We start from the raw sequence: 23629 nt of genomic DNA on the forward strand, positions 1-23629 counted from the left end.
CTTGTACTCCCCCGTCACGAGCAGGATGTGCCGAAACCCCTGCTCGTACAGGTGCATCGCCTCGCGCACGGCCTGATCGGTCGTGAGCGACACGCGCGGAATCGCCACGTCGTTCGAGAATCCACAGTACGTGCAGATGTTGGCGCATTCGTTGGACAGGTACATCGGCGCATAGAGCTGAATGACGCGGCCGAATCGCCGTTCGGTGATCGCCGCCGCGCGTCGCGCCATTTCCTCGATCCGTCCGAACGCCGCCGGCGAAAACAGCGCGAGCGCGTCCGCGTCGTCCGGTCGATCGCGACGCAGGACCGCGTCCACGTCGTCCGCCGAGATGCCGCGAACCGCCCGGCCCAGCGCGTCGTGATCGACACTCGCGATGCGCTCGTAAAACGACGTCGTCATGATTCGCCCGTGCGCAGGAACCCGGTGAGCGGACTGCTGGCGCGTGCCACGCGACTTTCGCCCCCCGCGCCGGCGAGCCACGCCATGCGGCCCGCCTGCACGCCCACGGCGAACGCGCGCGCCATGGCGACGGGGTCGTCGGCAATCGCGATCGCCGTGTTAACGAGCACCGCGTCAGCGCCCATCTCCATGGCCTCGGCGGCGTGCGAAGGCATGCCGAGCCCCGCATCCACGACGACCGGCACGTTCGCCTGCTCGATGATGATCGCGATTTGATCGCGAGTTTGCATGCCGCGATTGCTGCCGATGGGTGCGGCGAGCGGCATCACCGTGGCGCAGCCCGCGTCTTCGAGGTGACGCGCCAACACCGGATCGGCGTTCATGTACGGGAGCACCGTGAACCCGAGCTTCACGAGATCTCGCGCCGCGCGCAGCGTCTCCACGGGATCGGGCAGCAGGTAGTTGGGCTCCGGCGTCACCTCGAGCTTGATCCACTCGAAACCGCCCGCGGCACGTGCGAGTTTCGCGAGGCGCACCGCCTCGTCCGCGTCGCGTGCGCCCGAGGTATTCGGCAGTAAAAGATATTTCGACGCGTCGAGGTGCGTCATCATCGAATCGTCGGGCGAGTTCAGATCGACGCGGCGAAGCGCCATCGTCACGAGGCCGGAACCCGATGCGTCGATCGCCTCGGCCATGATCGACGGGCTGCGGAACTTGCCCGTACCGACGAGCAATCGAGACGAAAAGCGCCGTCCGGCGATGATCAGATCGTCGTTGACGTCGGGCGACATCTCAACCTCCACCCACGAAACGCACGACCTCGAGCCGGTCGCCGTCGTGGAGACGGCAACTCGTCTGCTCGCCTTCGAACGGCTCGCCGTTGTATTCGACCGCGACAAACTGGCGCGGCACCTTCAACTCGTCGAGCAGTTGGGCGAGCGTTGCGTCGTCTTCGAGATTTCGATCCTGTCCGTTGACGATCACCCTCATAGCCCGCTCGACTCCAGACTGATTTCGAGATGATGACAGGCCGGATCGTCCACGGCGGCCTCGCGCACGTCCTGCGAGATGCGATAGGCGCAAAAATCCGGCCCGCACATCGAGCAGAAGCGCGCGGTCTTGGCGTGATCCGACGGCAACGTCTCGTCGTGATACGCGCGGGCGGTCTGCGGGTCCATGCTGAGGTTGAACTGATCCTCCCACCGAAACTCGAATCGCGCGCGCGACAGCGCGTTGTCCCACTCCATTGCGCCGGGATGCTCCTTGGCGAGATCGGCCGCGTGCGCGGCGATTTTGTACGCGATCACGCCGGCCTTCACGTCGTCGCGGTTAGGCAGACCGAGATGTTCCTTGGGCGTGACGTAACACAACAGCGCGGTGCCGTGCGCACCGATGATCGCCGCGCCGATCCCGCTGGCGTAGTGGTCGTAGCCCGGCGATACGTCGAGTACGAGCGGCCCCAGCGTGTAGAAGGGCGCGCCGCCGCAGATCTCCTGCTGCAACTCGACATTTTCACGGATCTTGTGAATGGGCACGTGACCCGGACCCTCGATCATGACTTGGATGTCATGACGCCACGCGATGTGCGTCAGCTCTCCCAGTGTGCGCAGTTCCGCGAACTGCGCCGCGTCGTTCGCATCGGCGATGCCGCCGGGGCGAAGTCCGTCGCCCAGCGAAAAACTCACGTCGTACTTCTTCATCACCTCGCAGATGCGCTCGAAGTGCTCGTACAGAAAATTCTCGCGCTCATGGATCGTGCACCACTTCGCCATGATGCTCCCGCCCCGGCTGACGATGCCCATGAGCCGGCGGTGCGTGAGCGGAATGTACTGGCGGCGGAGCCCGGCGTGGATCGTGAAATAGTCAACGCCTTGCTCGGCCTGTTCCTCGATCGTCTCCATGAAGACGTCGATGCCGAGCTTTTCGATGCGGCCCTTCACCTTTTCGAGGCACTGATAGATCGGCACGGTTCCAATGGGCACGGGCGAGTTGCGCAGGATCGCCTCTCGGGTTTGGTGGATACTCTTGCCCGTGGACAGATCCATCACGGTGTCGGCGCCCCAGTGCGTCGCCCAGCGGAGTTTGTCGACCTCCTCTTCCACGGACGAGGTCACCGCCGAGTTGCCGATATTCGCGTTGATCTTCACGAGGAACGCCTTGCCGATGATCATCGGCTCGCATTCCGTGTGGCGGATGTTCGCGGGGATGATCGCGCGACCCGCGGCGACCTCGGCGCGTACGAACTCGGGCGCGACGTTCTCGCGACCGGCCACAAAACGCATCTCGGGCGTGATCTCGCCAAGCCGGGCGCAGTGCATCTGCGAAAAATTCGTATCGCCGCGTTCGCGACGCGCCTCGACCCACGGGATGCGCAGTTTGGGGAGCCCATCGGCGACGTCATGCCCCTGCGGGCCGCGCGTGTCGTACAGGTCGAAGTGATCGCCGTTGGTCAGATGAACGCGCCGTCGCGGCACCCGGCAGCCGTTCGCCTCGATCTCGACACGCGACGACGCGGGAAACTCGAAGAGACTGTTCGCGGAGTCGATGCCGGGGGAATTCGGCGAACCGTGATCGGCGCCGTTTCCGCCCGCACCGCTCGAATCGGGTGCGTTTGCCATCCCGTTGTCCTTTCCCTACGCCGGTCTCAACCGGATCAGGTTCGATGGGTTTGATCTCAGTCCGCTCGGTGGCGGACACCCCAGACAACCAACGAATTACCGTACACGCCGCCCCCCGGTGCGTCAACGAAGTCGCGCTTGAACGTATGTCCGACGACGTTTTCGGGGGACGCGGCGCGAGGGAGGAGAAGGACACACCGCCCGGATCGCCCCGGATCGGGCGGAATCGGCCTTGTCAACCGGAGGGCCCGTGGCTAAGATTTCGACCTTCGTGCAAAAGGACCGGCCCGGCCGGGCTTTTCGCGCAAATATGTTGTTTCCAACGCGGGTCGCCGGATCGGGTTTCGCAGAATTCTTGCGGGCAACGTGCCCCGGCCATCGGAAGGAGTTCGGGCATGAATGTGGTGGAATCGGGCAAACTTCGCAACGTCGCTGTCGTCGGTCACGGTCACACGGGCAAGACCTCGCTGATCGAGGCGATCCTGTTCGACACCGGCGTGACGAACCGCCTCGGTCGCGTCGAGGACGGCAACACCGTGACCGACTTCGAGCCCGAGGAGAAATCGAAGCTGTACTCGATCGCGACGACCCCTGTGTCGTGCAATTGGAACAAACACCGGTTCAACCTGCTGGACACGCCCGGCGGCGCGAATTTCTCCACCGAGGCGCTCCACGCGCTGGACGTGGCGGATGCGGCGCTGCTGACCGTGTGCGCGGCCAGCGGCGTCGAAGTGCAGACCGAAAAGCTTTGGGATGCGGCCGAAAAGCGCGGAGTGCCGCGCGCGTTCTTCATCAACAAGCTCGACCGCGAGCGTGCGAATTTCGATCAGGTGCTGCGCGACATTCACGACTCGTTCAAGATCAACGTCGTCGTGATGCAACTCCCGATCGGACAGGAGGACAAGTTCCAGGGCATCATCGACGTCATCACCGGCGCGGCGTACCGATTCGACGCCTCGGGCAAGGCCGTCCAAATGGACGTCCCGGCCGACATGTCGGCGAAGCTCGCCGAGATCCGCACGCAGACCCTCGAAGCCATCGCGGAGAACGACGAATCCCTGATGGAGAAATACCTCGGGGGCGAAGAATTGCCGCAGGCGGACATCCTGCAGGTCCTTCGCAAGGCGTTCGTCGCGGGCGACGCGTACCCCGTTCTGTGCGGCTCGTCCACGAAAAACATGGGGATCGCGAACCTGCTCGACTTCATCGTCGACGTGTTCCCCACGCCGCTCGAGCGATCCGCATCGGTCGGCAAACACCCCGACAAGGACGAGGAGATCCGCCGGCCCTGCGCGCCCGATGCGCCGTTCTCCGCCATTGTGTTCAAGACGAGTTCCGCCTTCGCCGGGACGGCGTCGATGTTCCGCGTGCTCTCGGGTACGGTCAAAGCCGACTCGGCGTGTTACAACCCGCGCCATCGCTCGACCGAGCGCCTCGGCCACATCCTCAAAATCAACGGCAAAACCACCGAGGACGTCGGAGAAGCCGTATGCGGCGACATCGTCGCGGTCGCGAAGCTCAAGGACACCAAGACCGGCGACACGCTCTGTGACGAAAAGAATCCGGTAGTCTACGACCTCGTCGCGATCCCCACGCCGAGCATCAGCTATTCGGTGCACGTCAAAGGCACGGGCGACGAAGACAAGGTGATCGACGGCCTGCTGCGTCTCGCCGACGACGATCCGACGATTCACGTGCGCAAGGATCCGCAGACGCGCGAGGTCATCCTGTCCGGCATGGGCGCGGGGCACATCGAAGTCACGATGGAAAAGCTCATGCGCCGCTTCAAGCTCGAGGCCGAACTCGGTCTTCCCAAGGTGCCGTACCGCGAAACGATTCAGGGCAAGGCGACGAGCCGCTACCGCCACAAGAAGCAGACCGGCGGGCGCGGGCAATTCGGCGAGTGCGAGATCGTTCTGGCGCCGCTTCCGCGCGGCGGCGGCTACGAATTCCACGACAAGATCGTCGGCGGCGTCATCCCCAAGACGTTCATTCCCGCGGTGGACAAGGGCATCCGCGAGTCTTTCGACCGGGGTCCGCTCGCCGGATTCCCGTGCGTCGATTTCCAGGTCGATCTCGTGGACGGCAAATTCCACGACGTCGACAGCTCGGAACAGGCGTTCAAAATGGCCGGCGCAATGGCGTTCAAGCAGGGCATCTCGCAGGCGAAGCCCGTGCTCCTCGAGCCGATTCAGAAACTGGAGATCGTCGTACCCGAGGAATGCACCGGCGACATCATGGGCGACCTGTCCCGACGGCGCGGACATGTGCAAGGGTACGAGACGAAGGGCAAGAACACCGTCGTCCGATCGCTCGTCCCGCTTTCCGAAATCCTGCGCTACGAGCCCGATCTGCGTTCCATGACGAGCGGGCGCGGATCGTTCACGTCGGAATTCGACCACTACCCGGAAGTGCCGCACGAGGCCGCCACGAAAGTGATCGAGGCGAACAAGCGCGAGCACGAAGAAGAGGTCGAGTAGATCGAGGCACGCGACAAATACGGGCGGCTCTCGGGCCGCCCGTTCGATTTTGGAGGCCGAGGGTGCCGGGGAAAAAGAGGGCCGTCCTCGATCGGGCGAAGAAAATCTGGGCGATCCTCCATGAGGACTATCCCGCCGCCGAGTGCGCCCTGCATTTCCGCCAGCCGCTCGATCTGCTCGTCGCGACGATTCTCTCGGCCCAGTGCACCGACGAGCGCGTCAATCAGGTGACGAAGTCGCTTTTCAAGACGTATCGATCCGCACGGGATTACGCGAACGCGGACATCGGCGAACTCGAGGACGCCGTTCGCTCCACCGGGTTCTTTCGCAACAAGGCGAAGAACATTCAGGCCATGGCGCAAGTGCTCTTGGCGAACTTCAACGGCGAAGTCCCGAAGACGCTGGACGAACTCGTCACGCTGCCCGGGGTCGGGCGCAAGACGGCCAACGTCGTGCTCGGCAATGCCTTCGGCGTGCCGGGCATCACGGTCGATACGCACCTGGGCCGTCTGTCGCGACGAATGGGGTTCACGGAGCACGACGACCCGGTCAAGGTCGAGTTCGACCTGATGGACCTCATCCCCCGCGAGGACTGGACGCATTTTTCGCACGCGATGATCTGGCACGGCCGCCGGGTTTGCGCGTCGCGCAAGCCGAATTGCGCGGCATGCCGGATCGGGTCGCTCTGCCCATCGTACTTGGTCGCGTAGCCTTCGGATTTCTTCAGCGGACTTCGGGTTCCGTCGGCCCCATCGTGAGCCAAACGCCGCGTCGGTATCTGGCGAATTGAAAACCGGCGTACGTGATCACATGCACGAGCGCGGCGATCCATGCGCCGACCACGCCCATCCCCATTTTCTCGCCGAATAGCCAGATCCCCGGCATGAAGACGAACGCCCCCGAGATCGCCATGACGATCATGGGATAGCGCGTGTCGCCCGCGCCGCGCAGCACGCCGGCGACCATGAGGCCGAGCGCGTCGAAGGGCTGGAACAACGCGGCGATCACGACGAGGCGCACGCCGATGTCCGCGACGCGCAGGTCCGGGTTGAATGCGCTCATCAGCGGATGCCGCGCGAGGCCGAAAATCAGACCCACCGCCGCCATGTAGCCCACGCCGACGAGGACCGTGATCCGCGCGGATCGCCTCGCGAGGTCCTTTCGCCGCGCGCCGAGGTACTGACCGACGAGTGTGGTGCCGACGATGCTGACCGCCGCCGCCGGCAGGAAACTGAACTGGATGATTTGGAATACGATCATGTTCGCCGCGAGGGCGAACGGATCCTGCGTGGAGGCGTACACGCAGAACAGCAGCCACGCGAGGTTCTCAAAGCCCCACGCGAAGCCGATCGGCAAGCCGACCGCCGCGAACCGGTAGAGTTGTGTGCGCGTCGGCGCTTCGATCAAGCGCGTTTGGTAGAGGCGATGGTGCCGCGCGCCGAAATAGACGGCGAAGTAGATGAGCGACTCGGTCAGCCCGCCGATCAGGGTGCCGATCGCCGCGCCGCGCACGCCGAGCGGCGGAATCACGCCCCACCCGAAGACGAGCACGATCGCGGCGGCGGCGTTGACGACGTTGGCAGCGATGGTGGCGACCATCGGTGTCCACATGTCGCCCTGCCCGCGCAGGTAGCTCGTCATCGTAAAGACGATGAAGATGAAGGGCACTCCGATGAGGCGGATGCGCACGTAGGTCAGCACGTGCGGCGAGACCTCCGCGTCGCTACCCATCGCGCCGATCAGCCACGGCAGCGCGGGGATCGTGGCCCAAACCGCGAGCGCGAAAACCGGAATGACGGCGAACGCCGTGTTGACGTGAACGCGCAGGCGGTGTGTGAGACCCGCGCCGAAGTCCTGCGCGACGAAGGTGTTGACGACCGTGAGCGTGGCGGTGAATACGACGGCGAGCACCCACGCGAGAAAGCTGCCGAACGACACGGCGCCCTGCTCCACCGTGCCCACGCGACCCATGATGATCGTATCCACAACGCCCATCATCGAGAATGAGATGAACGCCATGACCATCGGCGCCGAGAGTGAGAGCACCTCGCGCGCCGTGCCCGAGCGTGCGGTGACGACGCCGCCGACGTCCGCGTCGCCCGTTGATCCCTGGAGTTTGGAGTGATCGCTCATGTGATTTTTCGCGCGGGAGCCGTTCGCCGTCGCGCGGCGCAGACTAGCGGCGACGCGCTCGATTGACAACACGCACCCGCTCGGCAAGATTGCGCGCGGACGCCTTGTTTTCGCTCGGATTTGGAGCCTCGGAATGACCCTGCGCGTATACAACACGATGACCCGCCAAAAGGAAGAGTTCACGCCGATCAACCCCGGACGCGTCGGCATGTACGTATGCGGGGTCACAGTGTACGACCGCTGCCACATCGGCCACGCGCGAAGCCAGATCGTCTTCGACACCGTCGTGCGCCATCTAAGTCACCTGGGTTTTCAGGTCAACTACGTCCGCAATTTTACCGACGTCGACGACAAGATCATCAACCGCGCCGCCGAGCGGAAGACCGACTGGAAGAGCGTGGTCGCGGAGAACATCGACGCGTTCTACGAGGACATGGATGCATTGGCCATCGCGCGGCCGAGCGTGGAGCCGCGCGCGACCGACCACATCGCTCAGATCGTCGAGACCATTTCGTTGCTCGTGAAAAAGGGTTTCGCCTACGCGAAAAATGGAAACGTGTACTACTCGACGCGCCGCTTCGCCGGATACGCGAAACTCTCGAAACGAAACATCGACGACCTGCTCGTCGGCGCGCGCGTGGACAAGGACGAGCTCAAGAAAGATCCGCTCGATTTCGCGCTCTGGAAGGCCGCGAAGCCGGGCGAGCCGTCGTGGCCGTCGCCATGGGGCGAAGGCCGCCCAGGTTGGCACATCGAGTGCTCGGCAATGAGCATGGCGCATCTGGGCATGCCCTTCGACATCCACGGCGGCGGAAAGGATCTCGTCTTTCCGCACCACGAAAACGAAATCGCGCAGTCCGAGGCCGCTTACGACCGCGAGTTCGCTCGTTACTGGATGCACAACGGTTTCGTTCAGGTCAACCACGAAAAAATGGCGAAATCGACGGGCAACTTCTTCACAATCCGCGACATCCTGAAGAGCTACTCCGCCGAGGCGCTGCGTCTGTTCTTGCTCTCGGCGCACTATCGGAGCCCGATCGACTATTCGGAGCAGAGTCTCGCCGACGCGCAGGCCGCCGTGGACCGGCTCTACGATCTGCTCGACGCCCTGCGGAAACGCCCCTACGAAGACGCGGCGCTGGACGAGTCGCAACTCGACGAAACGCAGCGCGCGGCCGTCACCGACGCGCGGCGCGCCCACGACGATTTTGTCGCCGCCATGAACGACGACTTCAACACCGCCAAGGCGCAGGGTCATCTCTTCGAGGTGGCGAACCTGATCTCGGCCGCCATCGCCCCCGGGGCGGGCGCCGTCGGCGGGCGCAACATGGTCGTCACCGAACTCGTGCGGATCTTCGAGATCATGCGCGGCGTACTCGGGTTGCTCGCCGCCGAGCCCGAGGCCTACTTCGCCGGAAAGCGCTCGCGCACGCTGTGCCGCGCCGGTCTTGCCGAGCAACAGATTCAGGAATTGATCGACCGGCGCTCCGCCGCGCGCAAGGCGAAGGACTGGGCGACCTCCGACGCGATCCGCGACGAACTCGCTGCGAAGGGAATCGTGCTCATGGATTCGCCGCAGGGCACGACCTGGGCGCCGAAGTAAACCGTCAGCCCTTTACAACCGCCAGCGGCACGAGCCGCGCGACCTTTCGCGCGAGCCCGGCACGTTCCACGACGTCCACGACCTGCGACACGTCCTTGTACGCCTCGGGGATTTCCTCATCCACGGTCGTCCGACTTGCGCTTTCGACGTGGATTCCGCGCCCGGCGAGCTCCTCGACCACCCCCCGTCCGCGAGCCGCCTTTTTCGCCGCCGCGCGAGACAGCACCCGTCCCGCGCCGTGGCAGCACGAGCCGAAGGTCTCGGCCATCGCCGCCTCCTGCCCGACCAGTACGTAGCTGCACCGCCCCATGTCGCCGGGCACCAGCACCGGCTGGCCCACCGCACGGTACGCCGCGGGCACATCGGGATGCCCCGCCGGATACGCCCGCGTCGCGCCCTTTCGGTGCACGCACACCCGCGTTTCACGCCCATCCACCGAATGCGTCTCCCACTTCGCGATGTTGTGGCACACGTCGTAGACGAGGCTCATTCCGAGCCGCTCCCAGGACGAACCGAAGACGCGCTCAAACGCTTCGCGTGCCGCGTGCGTCATGAGTTGTCGATTCGCGAAGGCATAATTGACGGCGCACGCCATCGCCGAGAGGTATTGCCGCGCGGGAGCGCTGCGAAGCGGCGCGGCGCACAGTTGACGGTCGGGTAGCGAGATTCCGTGATCGACCGACGCCCGGAGCATCACGCGCAAAAAGTCGTCGCAGACCTGATAACCGAATCCCCGGCTGCCCGAGTGGATCATCACCGTCAGATGACCTTCGACCAACCCAAACGAGCGCGCCGCGACGTCGTCGAACACGCGCTCCACATAGCCGACCTCGCAGAAATGATTGCCGGAGCCCAGCGTGCCGAGCTGCGCGCGGCCGCGCTCCATCGCCCGCTCCGACACCGCCTCCGGATCGGCGCCGTCGAACGATCCCCCTTCCTCCATGTGCGCGAGATCATCCGCCGTGGCGAAGCCTTCGGCCAGCGCCCATTGCGCGCCGCGCGTGAGCACAATTCTCAGGCTACGTTCGTCGAGGCCGCGTCGTGACTTCGATCCGACCCCGGAAGGGATCGCGGCAAACAGCGCGCGGGCGAGATCCGCGATCGCACGCTTCGCGTCGATCTTTGGGATGTCGGTTCGGATCAGTCGGACGCCGCAGTTGATGTCGTAACCGACGCCTCCGGGCGAAATCACGCCCTCGTCCGCGTCGAACGCCGCGACGCCGCCGATGGGAAACCCATAACCCCAGTGGATGTCGGGCATGGCGAGGGACCGGCCGACAATGCCCGGCAAGTGCGCGACGTTCGCCACCTGCGCGAGGGCCTGATCCTTGCGAATGTCGACGAGAAGCTCCCTCGACGCGTACACCAAGCCCGGCACGCGCATCGCGCCCTCGCGCGGGATCTCGTATCGGACCTCGTCGAGTTGCTCGATACGCATCGCGTGCCTCACACGTCGATGACGACCTGTGCCATGAAGCCTTCTTTGTTTTCCACGATCTTCAGGCCGTGGTAGGTCACGCTCTTCAGCTCCGAATGGATCTTGTCGTACGACTTGCTCTCGCCGATCAGGATGGCCTCGAGTCCGCCTTCATACAGGCGGATCTCGTCGATGTCGGCCAGCAGGAATCCGTCGATCAACGCGAACGCGATCATCTCGTTCGCCCACTGGACCAGACGGTCTTCGCGGTCGAGGCAGTCGATGCGCAGCGAGCGCGCCTGATCGGGCTCCAGATCCGCGTTGCCCGACATGATGCCGACGAGCGCGAACGCGATCTCCGCGAGCAAGTCCTCCTCGGACTCCGCCCAAATTTCGAGGGCGAGATCCGCCGTATGCTCCAGATGTCGATAACCGCGCTGCGTCACGCCGCGTCCTTCGAAGCTTGTCGTTTGAAAAAACGGTCCAATTCCTATCCGGTCCCGTGCCTGAATTCAAGCGCCCGCGGGCGCGTCCGGCTCGAATCGCCCCTCGGTCTCAAAATCACCCGACAACCGCGTCGCGCTCGCGAACCAATGCGGGTAGTGCTCGCGCATCGCGGCGACGAAATCGTCAAACGGAAAATCGTCGTGCTCACCGCGGTCGCGCAGGTACTCCATGTGCCGTCGACCGCTCAGGTCGTACGGATGCAGGAGGGCGTCTGAGCCCCCGTCGAACTCCTGCGGACGCACGCCGAACTTTTCGCAGAGCGAGCGGTTGAACGCGCTCGTCACCTTAAACCACCGCCCGGCGACCAGCAGGCTCGTGTAGCCGTGGAACGCGAAGACATCCGTGCGCATCGCCTCGAAGAGACGTTTCGAGGTGAGGTGGTTTCGCACGTCGGCGAAACCGAGGTGCGCTCCGATTCCCACGGCACGGGCCGCCGCCGCGAGCAGAATCGACTTGGGCACGCAAAACGCGCGGCCCCTCGCGAGCACGGCGCTGGCCCGATAATCGGCGGGGTCGAGCGTGAGCGAATAGGGATCATACAGGATGCCATCACGCACCGCGTAGAATAGGCGGACGGCCTTTTCGCGCTCGTCCCGGACGTCGCCGATCGACTGCCGCGCAAAGTCTCGGACGTGCACGTCATTACTGTCCACGAAATACTTCGGCGCGAGATCCGCGCCCGGCGTTTCGCCGTATTTCGAAACCATTCCGATATCCATCCTATTCGGCGTTCGTTTCCCGGGTCCGGATCATCGACGCGTGCTGCAGAGTCCGGTGTACCGGGCACTTGTTCGCGATCTCGATGATGCGCGCGCGCTGTTCGTCCGTCAAATCGCCGACCAGTTCGATGTCGCGATCGATGACGTCCATGAGCCCCGTCGGCGACGACGCACCGGGAATGTCGCCCGCGGGGACCTTGCGATGGCGAAGCGTCACCTTCACGCGCTCCACGGGCCACTCCTTGCGGTCGGCGTACATGCGAATCGTCATCGATGTGCAGGCGCCGAGCGCCGACAGAAGCAACTCATAAGGATTCGGTCCGCGATCGTCACCGCCGGCGTCCGGGACCTCATCCGAATGCCAGTGGTGACGCCCGTCCGTGGCGGTTTGCGAGAATCGGCCCTCGCGTGTCTCCGATACCTTGACCGTGACCTCGTGTCCCGAGGTGCTCATCGAAAACCTCCTGCGTTCGAGTCGCCCGAATCGATCCGACCCGATCTGTGTCATTTTCCACGCGGTGCGATATGCTCTATCCCTTCACTGTGTACGTTTCGCGATCAACGCCGCCAACGAAGGGGGTCCCATGCCCGCGCGTTACGACAACTTTCGGGATTTCTACCCGTTCTACCTGTCAGAGCACAGCAACCTCACGTGCCGCCGTCTGCATTTTGTCGGCGCGTGGCTCGTTCTCGCGACGCTCGCCTTTGCGGTGTTCACCGCCACTTGGTGGGCTCTGTTTCTCCTGCCGATCTTCGGATATGGACTCGCGTGGATCGGTCACTTCGTCTTCGAAAAGAACAGGCCCGCCTCGTTCAAGCAGCCGTTCTACAGCTTCCTTGGCGACTGGACCATGTTCAAGGACATTCTGATCGGCAAAGTGAAAATCTGAACGCGGACGCGCGGATTCCACGACGCAGAGGTCGATCAAATGTGTCGGCGAATTGCCTAAACCGTCAACTCGCCGAACGGCGCGAGTCCGTTCGCCTCGCGCACGACATCCACGAGCCGCGCCATGATGCGGTTGAGATCGATGTCCTTCGGCGTATAGACCGCGCGCACGCCCATCTCGCGCAGTCGCACGGCGTCGGACTCCGGAATGATGCCTCCAACCACTACGGGAACGTCGTCGATCTCCTGCTCGCGCATCTTCTCGATCACGCTGCCCACGAGTTCCATGTGGCTGCCCGAGAGGATCGAGAGTCCGACGAGATGGACCCCCTCTTCGAGCGCTCCGGCGACGATCTGGTCCGGGGTCAGGCGGATTCCGTCGTAGATCACCTCGAATCCGACATCGCGCGCCTTCACCGCGACCTGCTCCGCGCCGTTGCTGTGTCCGTCGAGCCCGGGCTTGCCGATCAGCACGCGCGGCGGCGAACCGATGGCGGCCGCCGTACTTTGCGTGCGTCGGCGCAGTTCGTCGATGGCCACCTGCCGTCCCGGCACCACGGCCTTGATGTCGATGCCCGTGTGCGGTCGGAATTCGCCAAAAACGTTGCGCAACGCGTCGGTCCACTCGCCCGTCGTCACGCCCGCGTGCGCACAGCGAATCGACGCGGGCATGATGTTCGCGCCGCTCTTCGCCGCATCCACGAGCCCGACCAGCGCGGCATCGACATCCGCGGCGCTTCGCTTGGACCGAAACACGCGCAAGGCGTCGATCTGTTCGCGCGCGACCAGGGGATCGACCTTCATGATCTGATCGCCGCCTCCGCCGGTCAGCGGCGAATCCGCGGTTTCCTTCCAGTGCGTGACGCCGACGAGAACGGTCTTCTCCAGTTCGATTCCGCGCCAGCGCCGTGTGTGGCTTTGCACGAGTTCGCGCTTCATGTAGCCGCTTTCCACGGCGGCCACCGCGCCGCCCATGGCGAGCACCCTGTCGATTTCCGTCTGAGCGCCCTCGACGAGTTCCTTGACCTTTCGCTCGATCACCGGCGATCCGTCGAAGAGGTCCCCGTACTCGAGCAAGTCCGTTTCGTATGCCGCGACCTGCTGAATGCGCAGCGACCACTGCTGGTCCCACGGACGCGGCAGGCCGAGCGCCTCGTTCCACGCGGGAAGCTGCACCGCGCGGGCGCGCGCGTTCTTCGACAGAATCACCGCGAGCATCTCGAACACGATGCGCTGGATGTTGTTCTCGGGCTGCGGCTCGGTGAGGCACAGCGAATTGACCTGAACTCCATAACGGAAGCGGCGCAATTTTGCGTCGGTGACGCCGTAGCGTTCGCGCGTGATTCGATCCCAGAACTCCACGAACGCACGCATCTTGCACATTTCTTCGATAAACCGGATACCCGCGTTGACGAAGAACGAGATGCGTCCGACGACCTCCGGCATGTCGGCTTCGGCGACCTGCCCGCTGGCCTTCACCGCGTCGAGCACGGCCATCGACGTGCACAGGGCGTAGGCGAGTTCCTGTACCGGCGTCGCGCCCGCCTCCTGCAGGTGGTAGCTGCAAACGTTGGTGGGGTTCCACTTCGGAGACTCGCGCACCGTGTACGCAATGGTGTCCACAATGAGCCGCATCGACGGCGCGGGCGGAAAGATATAGGTGCCCCGCGAAAGGTATTCCTTGATGATGTCGTTTTGCGTGGTGCCCGACAGCGCCTTCCGGTCGATCCCTCGCCGTTCCGCGAGCGCGATGTAGAGCGAGAGCAGCCACGCCGCCGTCGCGTTGATCGTCATCGAGGTGTTCATGCGGTCGAGCGGAATCTGGTCGAAAAGCGCGTCCATGTCGTCGATGTGACCGATCGGCACGCCGACCTTGCCGACCTCGCCGTACGCGAGCGGGTGATCTGAGTCGTATCCCGTCTGCGTCGGCAGATCGAACGCCACCGAAAGACCCGTCTGACCCTTCGCGAGATTGGATCGGAACAGCTCGTTCGACGCGCGCGCCGTGCTGTGACCGGCGTACGTGCGGAAAACCCAGGGTTGTTCGCGTTTGCGTTCAACCGTCGCGGACGCGGTTTCGGTCGTCTTCTCAACGGAGGTCATGACATCGCTCCCGGATAATTCGAGGCGGGTTTATCCCCCAACCCATGCGTGATCGTCAATCCGAATTCGTGCGCCGTCAACGCACTATCGCCCGGCGGTAAGCTCCCACTCCACGCGCTCGCCGGATTCCGCCGCAAAGGAGAACACGGCGAAGTCGCCCTCGCGCTCAAACCCCTGCGCGGCGTCGCGCACGCGAAGTTGATACTCGTCGCCCGGTGCGGGCGTTCGGACCTGAAGCGTAAACGTCGCGCCGGCGGTCGCGGTCAGATATCCCCGCACGGCGTCCGGGGCGTAACTCGCGCCGATGAAACCGCTGCGCCAGGTAAATCGACCGCCGGGGATTTTCGGATCTATGACGATGCGATCCCCGCGCGTCTCGAAACCCGCAAATCGAATTGCCGACAGAAGCGGTCCCGCGTGACGGTTCATGTTCATCACGGGAAAGTCGGTCATGGGCGTTACGGTGGAGTTGAAGGTTTCGCCGGGCCGGTCGTGATCGTCCGCGTTGAACGAATCAGGACCCGACCAAATCCCGTACCAGATTTCGGGATACGCCTCGGCGTGCGCGGCGAGCGTCGTCGATAGAAAGAATTCCCATGCCGCGTCGGGGTCGTGCGTCGCCCACGCCCACGCGAGCAGACCGTCGATCGCCGACCACGTGCCGCCGTTGGTGTCGGAACCGGGCTCAAGCAGCGGCCCCGTCATCGGCGGCCACAGCGAGCGCGCCCCCGCGACTTGCGGATCAACGAGATGACGCCGAACCGCTGAGAAGAGATTCGATGTCTGCGCCGACGTCCACAACCCGCCGAGCACGGCGAATGCCTGTGCATCGAGAAACAGATGATCCGCGCCGAGCACTTCATCGCCGTGACCCAGATAACCGCGCGCCAGCCACGCGTCGCGCCACAGTTCGCGAACGGCCGCAGCTTGGCCGTCGGCGAACGCACGCAGCTCGGCGGCGAATTCCGCGTCGGCGTTTTCGACGGCGTCGGCCAGCGCGGGCAGCGCCACGGTCGCGAGCGCGCCATTCAGCGCGGATTCCCCATGTTCCTTCGTCTCGTTCGGCCACGGCGAAAACGCGATGAGCACGTCGTTCCAGTCGCCGGTCCCCGCGCGGATCAATCCGTGCGGACCGACGCCGATTTCGTCGCGCAGATGTTTGAAGGCGTGTCGAAGATGATTCAGGACCGAACCGGACTCTCCGTCCGACGTCGGATAATACGGCAGCGATTCTTCGAGAAACGCGAAATCGCGCGTTGCATTCAGATATTCGGCGGCGGCCCACATGAGGAAGAGATCGAGATCGCTCGATTCTGTATGGATGAACGCGCCGGTTTGCAGGCCGTGACCGATGTGCGCGTACGGAAGCGCGCCATCCGTCGCCGATTGCGCGCGCAGCGAAAAACGCAGCATCTCCTTCGCGAGGTCCGGCCGCAGCCATACCATCGGCAATGTGAACAGCGCGAAATCGCGGTGCGCGCCCGAAAGACCCTGCAGATAGGAGTATGCCGATCCCTGATCGACGAAGTGCGCATTGGAATATTCGCTGTAGAACGAACCGGCGAAGAGCGATTCGGCGTGCCAAGCCACTTCGCGCCACAGCCACGGCGCACCGTCCACGACGAAATCCGTAAATGGTCGCGGCGCGTCGGGAACCTCGCGGTATCTCTCCGCCAAGTGCGCGATGTCCGCCTCGTCGGCGTAACCCACAAGATAGCGCAACTCGCGCGACTCGCCGGGCTGAAGACGTACGGTGCGTGACATCGCCAGCACGGCGTCACCGCCGTAGAGCGACCGCCCTTCGGGAGGCTCGGTTGAATAGGCCGAATCGTCCGGCCACCGGGAAAACGCCGCACGATCGAGCGAGCGGCGTAGCGAGCCGTCCGCATCCAACGCCGTCAGAAACATCGTGCGCGGATACTCGTCGATTTCCGACGGTTCATCGGGCATCGGTGGGTCGTCGTTACGCGTCCGCGCTCCCGCGCCGATGATGCCGTTTGTCGCATCATCCACGAAGGTCATCGTAAATCGCTCGCTGATGCGTCGCCGCTGTTCCCAGAAGACCTCGCCAAGCCCGTAGGTCATGACCGGGGCGAACGTGAGCTGCGTCGGATTCGGGTCCCAGAACTCGACGACCTCAACCTCAATCGTCAATGCGGTTTCGTTGGTCACCAACGTTGTGCTCAGCAGGACGGGATCGTCGCCCGCTGGCGCGGAGACGCGCTCGCGCACACGCAGACCGTTCCAATCGGTCGTCTTCTCCGCGTAACCCATTCCGAAGACCATCGACTGCCCGGCATTGGACGGCAGCAGGTCGCGGCGCGTGACGAGCGTCTTTTCTCCCGTGCGTAGATACTTGTAGCCACCCGCGTCGTTGCGCGTCGCGGCATCTCGTCGGTTCAGGTTCTTCGGACCTCGCGCCAGATCGTAGATCTCGACGCGACCGTTGTTGTGCGCCGTAGCGCCCCACCGGTCGTTGCCGAAAAAGTGCCACTGGTCGCGCGACGCGCCGCCCGTGACGAACGAATCCGGAAATTCCGGCGACGCGGGGTCCGCCGAGTACGCATACGCGGGCCGACCGTCGGCATCTGCGATCCATTCGCCGAACGCGCCTGAGCCGGTCGGATCGACGCACGGATTGATCCCTTCCGGGTCGAAGAAGTGCACGAAAGAATCGCGTTGAGCGGATGCGCAACGCGTCAGTTCGATATCCAACGCGGGTCCGCCATCCCCAGCCTCACCGGTCGATGAATCGTGCGAACCGCCATCCGCGCAGGAAACGACGCACGCGATCAGCACGACCCCAATGAAGGCTCTGGGCACGCATCCCCGCATGGCCGCATTATGTCGGGAGAGTTCAAACGCGCCAACCTTTGCGATCGAACCACGACAGCACGAGCGGCAGCACGTAGACCGACGAGAGGAAGCAGAAAAATACCCCGACGGCGAGAAGCTGGCCGAGCGTGCCGACCGCGACATACGACGCGAGGCCCAGAGTGCCGAAGCCCGTTATCGTCGTAAGCGCCGAAAGGAAAATCGCCTTGCCCGTGTGCTCGACGGCGCGGGCGACGCGGTGCTCGGTCTCACCGCGATACCGGTGAAGAATGTGAACACCGTTGTCGACGCCGATGCCGAGGATGAGGGGGACGATCGCGACGTTGATGAGATTGAACTGCATGCCGATGAGCGGCATGATTCCGACCATCCACAGCCCGCCCGAGAGTAACGGCAGCATGGCCAGCAGCGTCGTCCGCAACCGCCGAAAATCGACGAGCACCAGCAGGAAGACCGCGAGTGCGGAATACCAGACGGAACTCTTGAAATCGACCTTGATGGCGGCGACCACGGCATCGAAAATGATCGGCACCGACACCGCCGTCTCGTCCACCGCGAGCAACTCGGCATTGTGCTTCTTCATGAAATGTTCGTTCCACACGTTCTGCGTCGGATACATGTAGACGACCATCCGTCCGTCGTTGCCGATGAAATGCTCGCGCACGATCGCGGGCAGCTTTTCGACCGTCAGTTCCTCGCCGCGTGCCGATAGGCGAAGGCTTTCGAGCAGGCGGGACAGTTCCCCCGACAGATAACGCTGGTATCGCGTGGCTCCCGTCGCGGCCTGCCCGTTGGGGTGTTCGTCGATGCTCTTTGCGAACGATTCGATGCGGGTCATCACCTCGCGCGCCTTGTCCTCGACCTCGAACTGCCCGCCGAGAATTGCCAGTTGCAGCACCGCCCGGACCACGCGCACGCTCCCGCGCACCGCGCCGGCGTAATCGGCCAAGGTTTCCCTCCCGAAGGCATCCCCCGCCTCGGGCATTTGCCGGATCGCAATCGCGTCGAACACGGGCGCGAGCGTTCGCAACTTCGCGTTTTTTGCCGGCTGATTTTCCGGAATATAGTCGGTGATCGACTCCACCTCGCGAACCGTCGAGAGCATCTTCGCCTTCGCGGTCAGATCACGAATGCGCGTGAGGTCGTCCGCGACGAACAAACCGTAGTCGAGGCCGCGATCGAGCCGCTCTTCCAAAATCGCGACGTGTTTCATTGAAATGGCGCCGCGCGGCTCCAGACTCCGGTAGTCGTAGTTGAATGACGTCTGCAGCGCGCCCCATCCCGCCAACAACAGGCTGACGATGATGGCGAGCGAGTTGAACTTCGGCCGCCGGATGGCATATTCCGCAAGACGCCCGAGCGAGAACGCGTCGTCAATCGCGCGTGTCGGACCCGCGCGTTTTCGATATCGTTCGCGTAGCGCCATCATGGCGGGCAGCAGCGTGAGCATGAGCGCCAGCATGATGAGAATCCCCGCGCCCGAGACGAAGCCAAGCTGCGAAAGCCCCTTGAATCGCGCGATCATGAGCGCGAGAAACGCCACCGCGGTCGTCGTCGCACCCGTCACGATTCCCGGCCCGGCTCCGGTGAATGCGGCAATGCACGCGTCGCGCGAATCCAAACCATTCTGAAGATTCTCGCGGTATCGACTCATGTAGTGGATCGCGAAGTCGATCCCGAGACCGATCATCATCGCACCGAAGAACGCCGTGAGCAGGCTGAGAAATCCGATGGCGAAATGCGTGAGTCCATAGGTGATGGCAAGTCCCGCGCCGAGGCAGATGCCGATCAGGGCGAGGTCCGTAACGCGGCGAAAGACCGCGATAAAAATGATGAGGACCAATGCGAGAGACAGCCACGTTGAGAGTTTGATGTCGTGCACGAGCGCCCGATATTCGTCGCGCATCACCACCATCGCGCCGCCGTAAAGCATCTCGATGCCGGGCGCTTGGCTCGCGACGTCGGCGTAGGTTTTCTCGACGAGATCCAACACCTGCGTACAAAAGATGTAGTCGTCCGGAGGCTTCGTCGCCATCACACGCAGCATGAGCGCGCGATCGTGGTCGAAGAAAAAGTAGTCGTCCTTCAGCACCTCGGCTTCGTCCGTTTCGGGGACGAATAGATTTCGCACCGAGCGCTTTACCGGCCCGTCGCCCGGGTCCTCGACGGCCGAAAGATACCGGTCCGCCGTCTCGTAAAATTCGCCAAGCGCGTCGAGTTGGCTCACGGCGTCTTCGGGGTCGGCGATTTCGTCCGCGACGATGATGTCGCTTTCGAGGGTGGCGTTCAGCTGGGTCAGAAACGGCACAAGCCGCGTGTCTGTGAACAATCGCGCGAGGTCGTCCTTTTGCTCCGTCATTTCTCGAACGAAGTCGTCGAGGTCGTCTCCCTCCAGAAACAGCGGCGCCCAACGCACCATGTCGTCCAGATCGACCCGATCGACGACGCGCCGAATGAGATCGGAATTTTCCCGCAGGCGCGGACCGAGCCGGTTCGCGAACCGGATGAGGCGTTCCTTGTCCGCGGGCTCCTCGTGCGGCGTCGTCAGGACGAGGACGAGGTAGTCCATGCCGCCGAAGCTGTCGTTGGCGCTGTTGGCGCGCGCGATCAGGGGATCTTCTTTGTCGAGCAGGGCGATAAACCCAAGGTCGAGTTTGATGCCCATCGCGAAGTAGCCGAAGAACGCCGTTATAGCGAGACAAACGCCGACGACCATCCACGCGTGGTCGTGGCAGAGCGCACCCCACGCCGCAAACGCGCGCCGGCGAACCGAGGGACGGGGCGGGCTTGGACTCGGCGGACCTGAAATTCGTGTCATAATGGGAGCACACGTTACGCACTGTTGGTAAGCGAATCAACATCGAACCCGCGAAGCCGCGGAACGCGCGCCGACCATCGTTCGACGCGGTTGTGGAGCGTGGCGACGTTGACAATCCGCGCGGGTTTCCAAGACAATCGCCTGAAATGAATTTCGGAGATTCCGATGCGTAGTCCCTCGATCGGCGCGGCCATCCTCCTGATGTCGGCGTTGTTTTTTTCCGCCTGCTTCAACATCGCGGACGTCAATCTGTTTCCGATGCCCGACGATCAGCTCAGCTCGCAGGTTCTGCAGACCTACGGCGACAAGAACACCGAAAATCGCGTGCTGATGCTCGACATCGACGGTCCGATCACCGGTGAGGGCGAGTCCGTCCTGTGGTGGGAGCACGAAGCCACGACGGAAAACGTGAAGAAGAAACTGCGCAAGGCCGCCACGGATGACCGCATCAAGGCGGTCGTGCTACGGATCAACTCGCCCGGAGGGACGGTGACCGCGTCGGATGTCGTGTACCGCGAGATCCGCCAGTTCAAAGCCGCGCGAAACGTGCCGGTCGTGACGATGATGATGGATGTGAGCGCGTCGGGCGGCTACTACATCGCCTGCGCGTCCGACCACATCGTCGCGCACAAGTCCACGATCACCGGTTCGATCGGCGTGATCGTCTTCGGACTGGGTTTCGATGGCCTCTTTCACAAGATCGGCATGGAATCGCGCGTCGTGAAAAGCGGTGAGCTCAAGGACATGGGCAATCCCTTCGACCAGTTCTCCGAACAGGAGCGCGCCGTATTTCAGGCGATGGTCGACCGCATGTACGACCAGTTCCTCGGCGTCGTTTCGGAGTCGCGGAAGATGGATCGGGACACGCTCCGACCGATCGCGGACGGCCGCGTGTATCTGGGTTCGGAGGCGAAGGATCTCGGGCTCATCGACGAGGTCGGCTACATCGACGACGCGGTGCGCGCGGCGATGGACAAGGCCGACATTCGCGACGCGAAGGTGCTGTTCTACACCGACAGCCGCCGCAAGGAACTCAACATGTATTCGAACAACACCATGAAGGCGCCGGACGTCAACCTGTCCGTTGCGCCCGATATGGCGACCATGATGGAACTGGCGCGGCCGAGGCTCATGTTCATGTGGATGGGACAGTAAGGTCAAAAGCGAGGAGCGTGAGATGAACGGACGTGGGAATCGAGTGGCGGTCGCAACGATCGCGTTGGGGCTCGGGTTCGCGGGTTTGGCGGACGCCGCGATTCTCAAGGGCCCTTATCTCCAGGACGTCACCACGAACGCGGCGACGATCTGCATCGAGGCCGATTCCGATGGCGTGGCCTCCGTTGAGTACGGACCCGACGAGAGCCTGGGCCAGTCGCTGGGCGCAAACGCGTGGCGCGAAAAGACGTTTCCCGACGGGGTGCGCTACATGTACCGCATCCGAATCACGGGGCTCGAACGCGGCACGAGCTACGTCTACCGCGCGATTCACGGCGGCGACGCGAGCGACGACATCGTGTTCACAACGATGCCCGACAACATGACACCCTTTCGCTTCGTGTCCATCGGCGACACGCGCAACGGTTCTCCCGAAAGTCCGAACCTGATCCACGTGGACATCGCGGAAGCGGTCGCCGCGCAGACGCCGCTCTTCTACCTGAATACGGGCGACTTTGTGGCCGACGGCGGCCATTATGAAGACTGGGACTACCACTTTCTCGTGGAAAACGACCTGATGGGAATCTCGCCGATCGTACCGGTTTTCGGCAACCACGAGGACGGATATGACGACGTCACGGGATTCACCGGCGACGAACTGTGGAAGTGGTACTACGACACGGGGACGGGCGAGGACGCGCGGACGTGGTTCAGTTTCGACGTGGGGAACGTGCACGTTGCCGTTGTGGACCTGCAGAAGTGGTGGACGCTGTTGCCGGGGATGACGCAGATCGAATGGTTGCGCGACGATCTGGAGCAGGATCAGCTCGACACGCGCACAAACTTCACGATCGTCTCGTATCACCAGCCCGCGTTCACTTACAAGGAAGGGCGCACCCCCGATATCGCGGCGCGCTTCATGGTGGAGCCCGTCGTACGCGCCTTTGGCGTGGATCTGGTTTTGTCGGGCCATGATCACTTTTACGCGCGCCACGAACTCAATGGCATTCCGCACGTCATTACGGCCGGCGGTGGCGCGGCGCTCTACGACGTGTATCCCGGGATTCAAAGCTGGCCGGGATTTCGCGCGCACGCCCGCGATCACCACTACATGATCGCGGAGGTCGCATCCGAACGCATCGATTTCGAGGTTTACAGCATCACGAACGGCGATCTGCTCGACGCGTTCTCGATCGAGGCTGACGCGCCGCCGACCGAGGACGACGACACGGACGACGATGACGACGACGTCGCCGACGACGACACGGATGATGACGCGACCGACGACGATGCGACGGATGACGACACAGGAACACCCGACCACGACACGCCATCGGCGGACGGGGATTCGTCGGGCGAAGATGACAACGACGGTTGCGGCTGCTAGTCGCGGCTAGTTCGTCTTTTTCAGCAGCTTCTCGGCAATGCGCGCCGCCTCCGCGGGCGGGAATAGCGCCAGGATCGCCGCCTGATCCTTGGGCTTCATGCCCGCGATCACGCGCAGCATCAACCCCTCTTCCAGGTTGACGAGCTGCGCCTTCGCCTCCTCGGGCGACATGGCGTTGTAGGTCTGCGTGAGCTTCTTGATCCTCTTGTCGTATTCGACATCGATCTCGGTCATCCGCGCGTCAAGTTGCGTCTGAAGCGCCTGCAGGCGCTCGACCTCTTTCTTGACCTCGGCCCTCAGGGCGAAAAGCGCTTCGCGCTCGCGCGCGATCGCCGCTTTCTGCGCCTCGAGATACGATCGGAATTCCTCGGGCGTCGCGAGTTTGACTTCCGCCTCGACCGCTTCGCCGGCCGCCTCGCTTTCGGCGGGGGTCGGGCTCGGCGACGGCGCGGGAGTAGTGGTCGTGGTCGTCTCCTGTGCGCCCGGCGCCGAAATCATCGCGAGCACGATCGCGCATGCCAGCGTCGCGACGATCCATCGCCCGCCGCTTCGCCGATTCATCG

At 63.6% G+C, this 23629-nt stretch carries 19 protein-coding genes and 1 riboswitch; of the genes, 6 read left to right on the plus strand and 13 right to left on the minus strand.

The genetic code is table 11. The features are described 5' to 3' along the window. From thiH to thiC, 4 genes are all read right to left on the minus strand, one after another. A partial coding sequence (gene thiH, locus IT350_09280; protein MCC6158233.1) for a 2-iminoacetate synthase ThiH occupies positions 1–402 on the minus strand: 402 nt, incomplete at its 3' end. Then, positions 399–1193, minus strand: coding sequence for a thiazole synthase (locus IT350_09285; GenBank protein ID MCC6158234.1), 795 nt, complete (start codon positions 1191–1193; stop codon positions 399–401). The genes IT350_09285 and thiH, both read right to left, overlap by 4 nt. A gap of 1 nt (position 1194) precedes the next feature. Continuing rightward, positions 1195–1392, minus strand: a complete 198-nt coding sequence (gene thiS / locus IT350_09290; GenBank protein MCC6158235.1) for a sulfur carrier protein ThiS — start codon at positions 1390–1392, stop codon at positions 1195–1197. Continuing rightward, the gene (gene thiC, locus IT350_09295) at positions 1389–3020 is read right to left on the minus strand and encodes a phosphomethylpyrimidine synthase ThiC (GenBank protein ID MCC6158236.1); all 1632 of its coding nucleotides are present in this window, start codon (positions 3018–3020) and stop codon (positions 1389–1391) included. The genes thiS and thiC overlap by 4 nt, the downstream gene beginning before the upstream one ends. Then, a riboswitch (TPP riboswitch) is annotated at positions 3013–3113 on the minus strand. Its footprint overlaps the gene before it by 8 nt. A 302-nt stretch (positions 3114–3415) precedes the next feature. Between thiC and fusA the strand changes: the two genes are divergently transcribed. Then, entirely contained in the window at positions 3416–5500 is a 2085-nt protein-coding gene (gene fusA / locus IT350_09300) for an elongation factor G (GenBank protein ID MCC6158237.1), read from the plus strand. Between the two features lie 62 nt (positions 5501–5562). Then, positions 5563–6210 (plus strand): endonuclease III, encoded by a 648-nt coding sequence (gene nth / locus IT350_09305; GenBank protein ID MCC6158238.1) that lies wholly within the window; start codon positions 5563–5565, stop codon positions 6208–6210. Between the two features lie 13 nt (positions 6211–6223). Here nth and IT350_09310 read toward each other — a convergent pair whose 3' ends face one another. Further along, complete coding sequence (locus IT350_09310) at positions 6224–7633, minus strand: MATE family efflux transporter (GenBank protein ID MCC6158239.1); 1410 nt, start codon at positions 7631–7633, stop codon at positions 6224–6226. A 133-nt stretch (positions 7634–7766) separates the two neighbouring features. Between IT350_09310 and IT350_09315 the strand changes: the two genes are divergently transcribed. Then, positions 7767–9236, plus strand: a complete 1470-nt coding sequence (locus tag IT350_09315; GenBank protein ID MCC6158240.1) for a cysteine--tRNA ligase — start codon at positions 7767–7769, stop codon at positions 9234–9236. 4 nt (positions 9237–9240) lie between these two features. Here the strand turns inward: IT350_09315 and IT350_09320 are convergent, their stop codons facing one another. From IT350_09320 to IT350_09335, 4 genes are all read right to left on the minus strand, one after another. Further along, on the minus strand, positions 9241–10674 hold the full coding sequence (locus tag IT350_09320; GenBank protein ID MCC6158241.1) for an RtcB family protein: 1434 nt from the start codon (positions 10672–10674) through the stop codon (positions 9241–9243). 8 nt (positions 10675–10682) lie between these two features. Beyond that, entirely contained in the window at positions 10683–11099 is a 417-nt protein-coding gene (locus IT350_09325) for an archease (GenBank protein ID MCC6158242.1), read from the minus strand. 66 nt (positions 11100–11165) lie between these two features. Further along, on the minus strand, positions 11166–11867 hold the full coding sequence (locus IT350_09330) for a transglutaminase family protein (protein MCC6158243.1): 702 nt from the start codon (positions 11865–11867) through the stop codon (positions 11166–11168). A gap of 13 nt (positions 11868–11880) precedes the next feature. Then, positions 11881–12333 carry an OsmC family protein gene (locus IT350_09335; GenBank protein ID MCC6158244.1) on the minus strand — a complete coding sequence of 151 codons (453 nt, stop codon included), beginning with the start codon at positions 12331–12333 and terminating at the stop codon, positions 11881–11883. Between the two features lie 130 nt (positions 12334–12463). Here IT350_09335 and IT350_09340 point away from each other — a divergent pair, with 130 nt between their 5' ends. Further along, complete coding sequence (locus IT350_09340; GenBank protein ID MCC6158245.1) at positions 12464–12769, plus strand: DUF962 domain-containing protein; 306 nt, start codon at positions 12464–12466, stop codon at positions 12767–12769. A 56-nt stretch (positions 12770–12825) separates the two neighbouring features. Here IT350_09340 and IT350_09345 read toward each other — a convergent pair whose 3' ends face one another. The 3 genes from IT350_09345 to IT350_09355 form a co-directional block, all read right to left on the minus strand. Then, complete coding sequence (locus IT350_09345; GenBank protein MCC6158246.1) at positions 12826–14871, minus strand: protein meaA; 2046 nt, start codon at positions 14869–14871, stop codon at positions 12826–12828. 84 nt (positions 14872–14955) lie between these two features. Next, a complete protein-coding gene (locus IT350_09350; GenBank protein MCC6158247.1) occupies positions 14956–17538 on the minus strand; it encodes a hypothetical protein in 2583 nt (860 codons plus the stop codon). Between the two features lie 190 nt (positions 17539–17728). Beyond that, positions 17729–20422, minus strand: a complete 2694-nt coding sequence (locus IT350_09355) for an MMPL family transporter (protein ID MCC6158248.1) — start codon at positions 20420–20422, stop codon at positions 17729–17731. A 267-nt stretch (positions 20423–20689) separates the two neighbouring features. Here IT350_09355 and sppA point away from each other — a divergent pair, with 267 nt between their 5' ends. Both sppA and IT350_09365 read left to right on the plus strand, forming a co-directional pair. Then, positions 20690–21679, plus strand: a complete 990-nt coding sequence (gene sppA / locus IT350_09360) for a signal peptide peptidase SppA (protein ID MCC6158249.1) — start codon at positions 20690–20692, stop codon at positions 21677–21679. Between the two features lie 22 nt (positions 21680–21701). Further along, the gene (locus IT350_09365) at positions 21702–23066 is read left to right on the plus strand and encodes a metallophosphoesterase family protein (protein ID MCC6158250.1); all 1365 of its coding nucleotides are present in this window, start codon (positions 21702–21704) and stop codon (positions 23064–23066) included. A gap of 6 nt (positions 23067–23072) precedes the next feature. Here IT350_09365 and IT350_09370 read toward each other — a convergent pair whose 3' ends face one another. Next, positions 23073–23627 (minus strand): hypothetical protein, encoded by a 555-nt coding sequence (locus tag IT350_09370; GenBank protein ID MCC6158251.1) that lies wholly within the window; start codon positions 23625–23627, stop codon positions 23073–23075. Positions 23628–23629 lie beyond the last annotated feature (2 nt).

It is taken from the genome of Deltaproteobacteria bacterium, from assembly GCA_020845895.1.
In the GTDB taxonomy this organism is placed as follows: Bacteria; Lernaellota; Lernaellaia; order JACKCT01; family JACKCT01; genus JADLEX01.

What these genes read in the sequence shown, in the direction of transcription:
- IT350_09315 (MCC6158240.1), top strand. Translation starts at nt 7,767, where the DNA reads ATGACCCTGCGCGTATACAACACGATGACCCGCCAAAAGGAAGAGTTC.
- thiC (MCC6158236.1), bottom strand. Translation starts at nt 3,020, where the DNA reads ATGGCAAACGCACCCGATTCGAGCGGTGCGGGCGGAAACGGCGCCGAT.
- thiS (MCC6158235.1), bottom strand. Translation starts at nt 1,392, where the DNA reads ATGAGGGTGATCGTCAACGGACAGGATCGAAATCTCGAAGACGACGCA.
- fusA (MCC6158237.1), top strand. Translation starts at nt 3,416, where the DNA reads ATGAATGTGGTGGAATCGGGCAAACTTCGCAACGTCGCTGTCGTCGGT.
- IT350_09310 (MCC6158239.1), bottom strand. Translation starts at nt 7,633, where the DNA reads ATGAGCGATCACTCCAAACTCCAGGGATCAACGGGCGACGCGGACGTC.
- sppA (MCC6158249.1), top strand. Translation starts at nt 20,690, where the DNA reads ATGCGTAGTCCCTCGATCGGCGCGGCCATCCTCCTGATGTCGGCGTTG.
- IT350_09340 (MCC6158245.1), top strand. Translation starts at nt 12,464, where the DNA reads ATGCCCGCGCGTTACGACAACTTTCGGGATTTCTACCCGTTCTACCTG.
- IT350_09330 (MCC6158243.1), bottom strand. Translation starts at nt 11,867, where the DNA reads ATGGTTTCGAAATACGGCGAAACGCCGGGCGCGGATCTCGCGCCGAAG.
- IT350_09365 (MCC6158250.1), top strand. Translation starts at nt 21,702, where the DNA reads ATGAACGGACGTGGGAATCGAGTGGCGGTCGCAACGATCGCGTTGGGG.
- IT350_09320 (MCC6158241.1), bottom strand. Translation starts at nt 10,674, where the DNA reads ATGCGTATCGAGCAACTCGACGAGGTCCGATACGAGATCCCGCGCGAG.
- IT350_09285 (MCC6158234.1), bottom strand. Translation starts at nt 1,193, where the DNA reads ATGTCGCCCGACGTCAACGACGATCTGATCATCGCCGGACGGCGCTTT.
- IT350_09335 (MCC6158244.1), bottom strand. Translation starts at nt 12,333, where the DNA reads ATGAGCACCTCGGGACACGAGGTCACGGTCAAGGTATCGGAGACACGC.
- IT350_09345 (MCC6158246.1), bottom strand. Translation starts at nt 14,871, where the DNA reads ATGACCTCCGTTGAGAAGACGACCGAAACCGCGTCCGCGACGGTTGAA.
- IT350_09355 (MCC6158248.1), bottom strand. Translation starts at nt 20,422, where the DNA reads ATGGTCGTCGGCGTTTGTCTCGCTATAACGGCGTTCTTCGGCTACTTC.
- IT350_09370 (MCC6158251.1), bottom strand. Translation starts at nt 23,627, where the DNA reads ATGAATCGGCGAAGCGGCGGGCGATGGATCGTCGCGACGCTGGCATGC.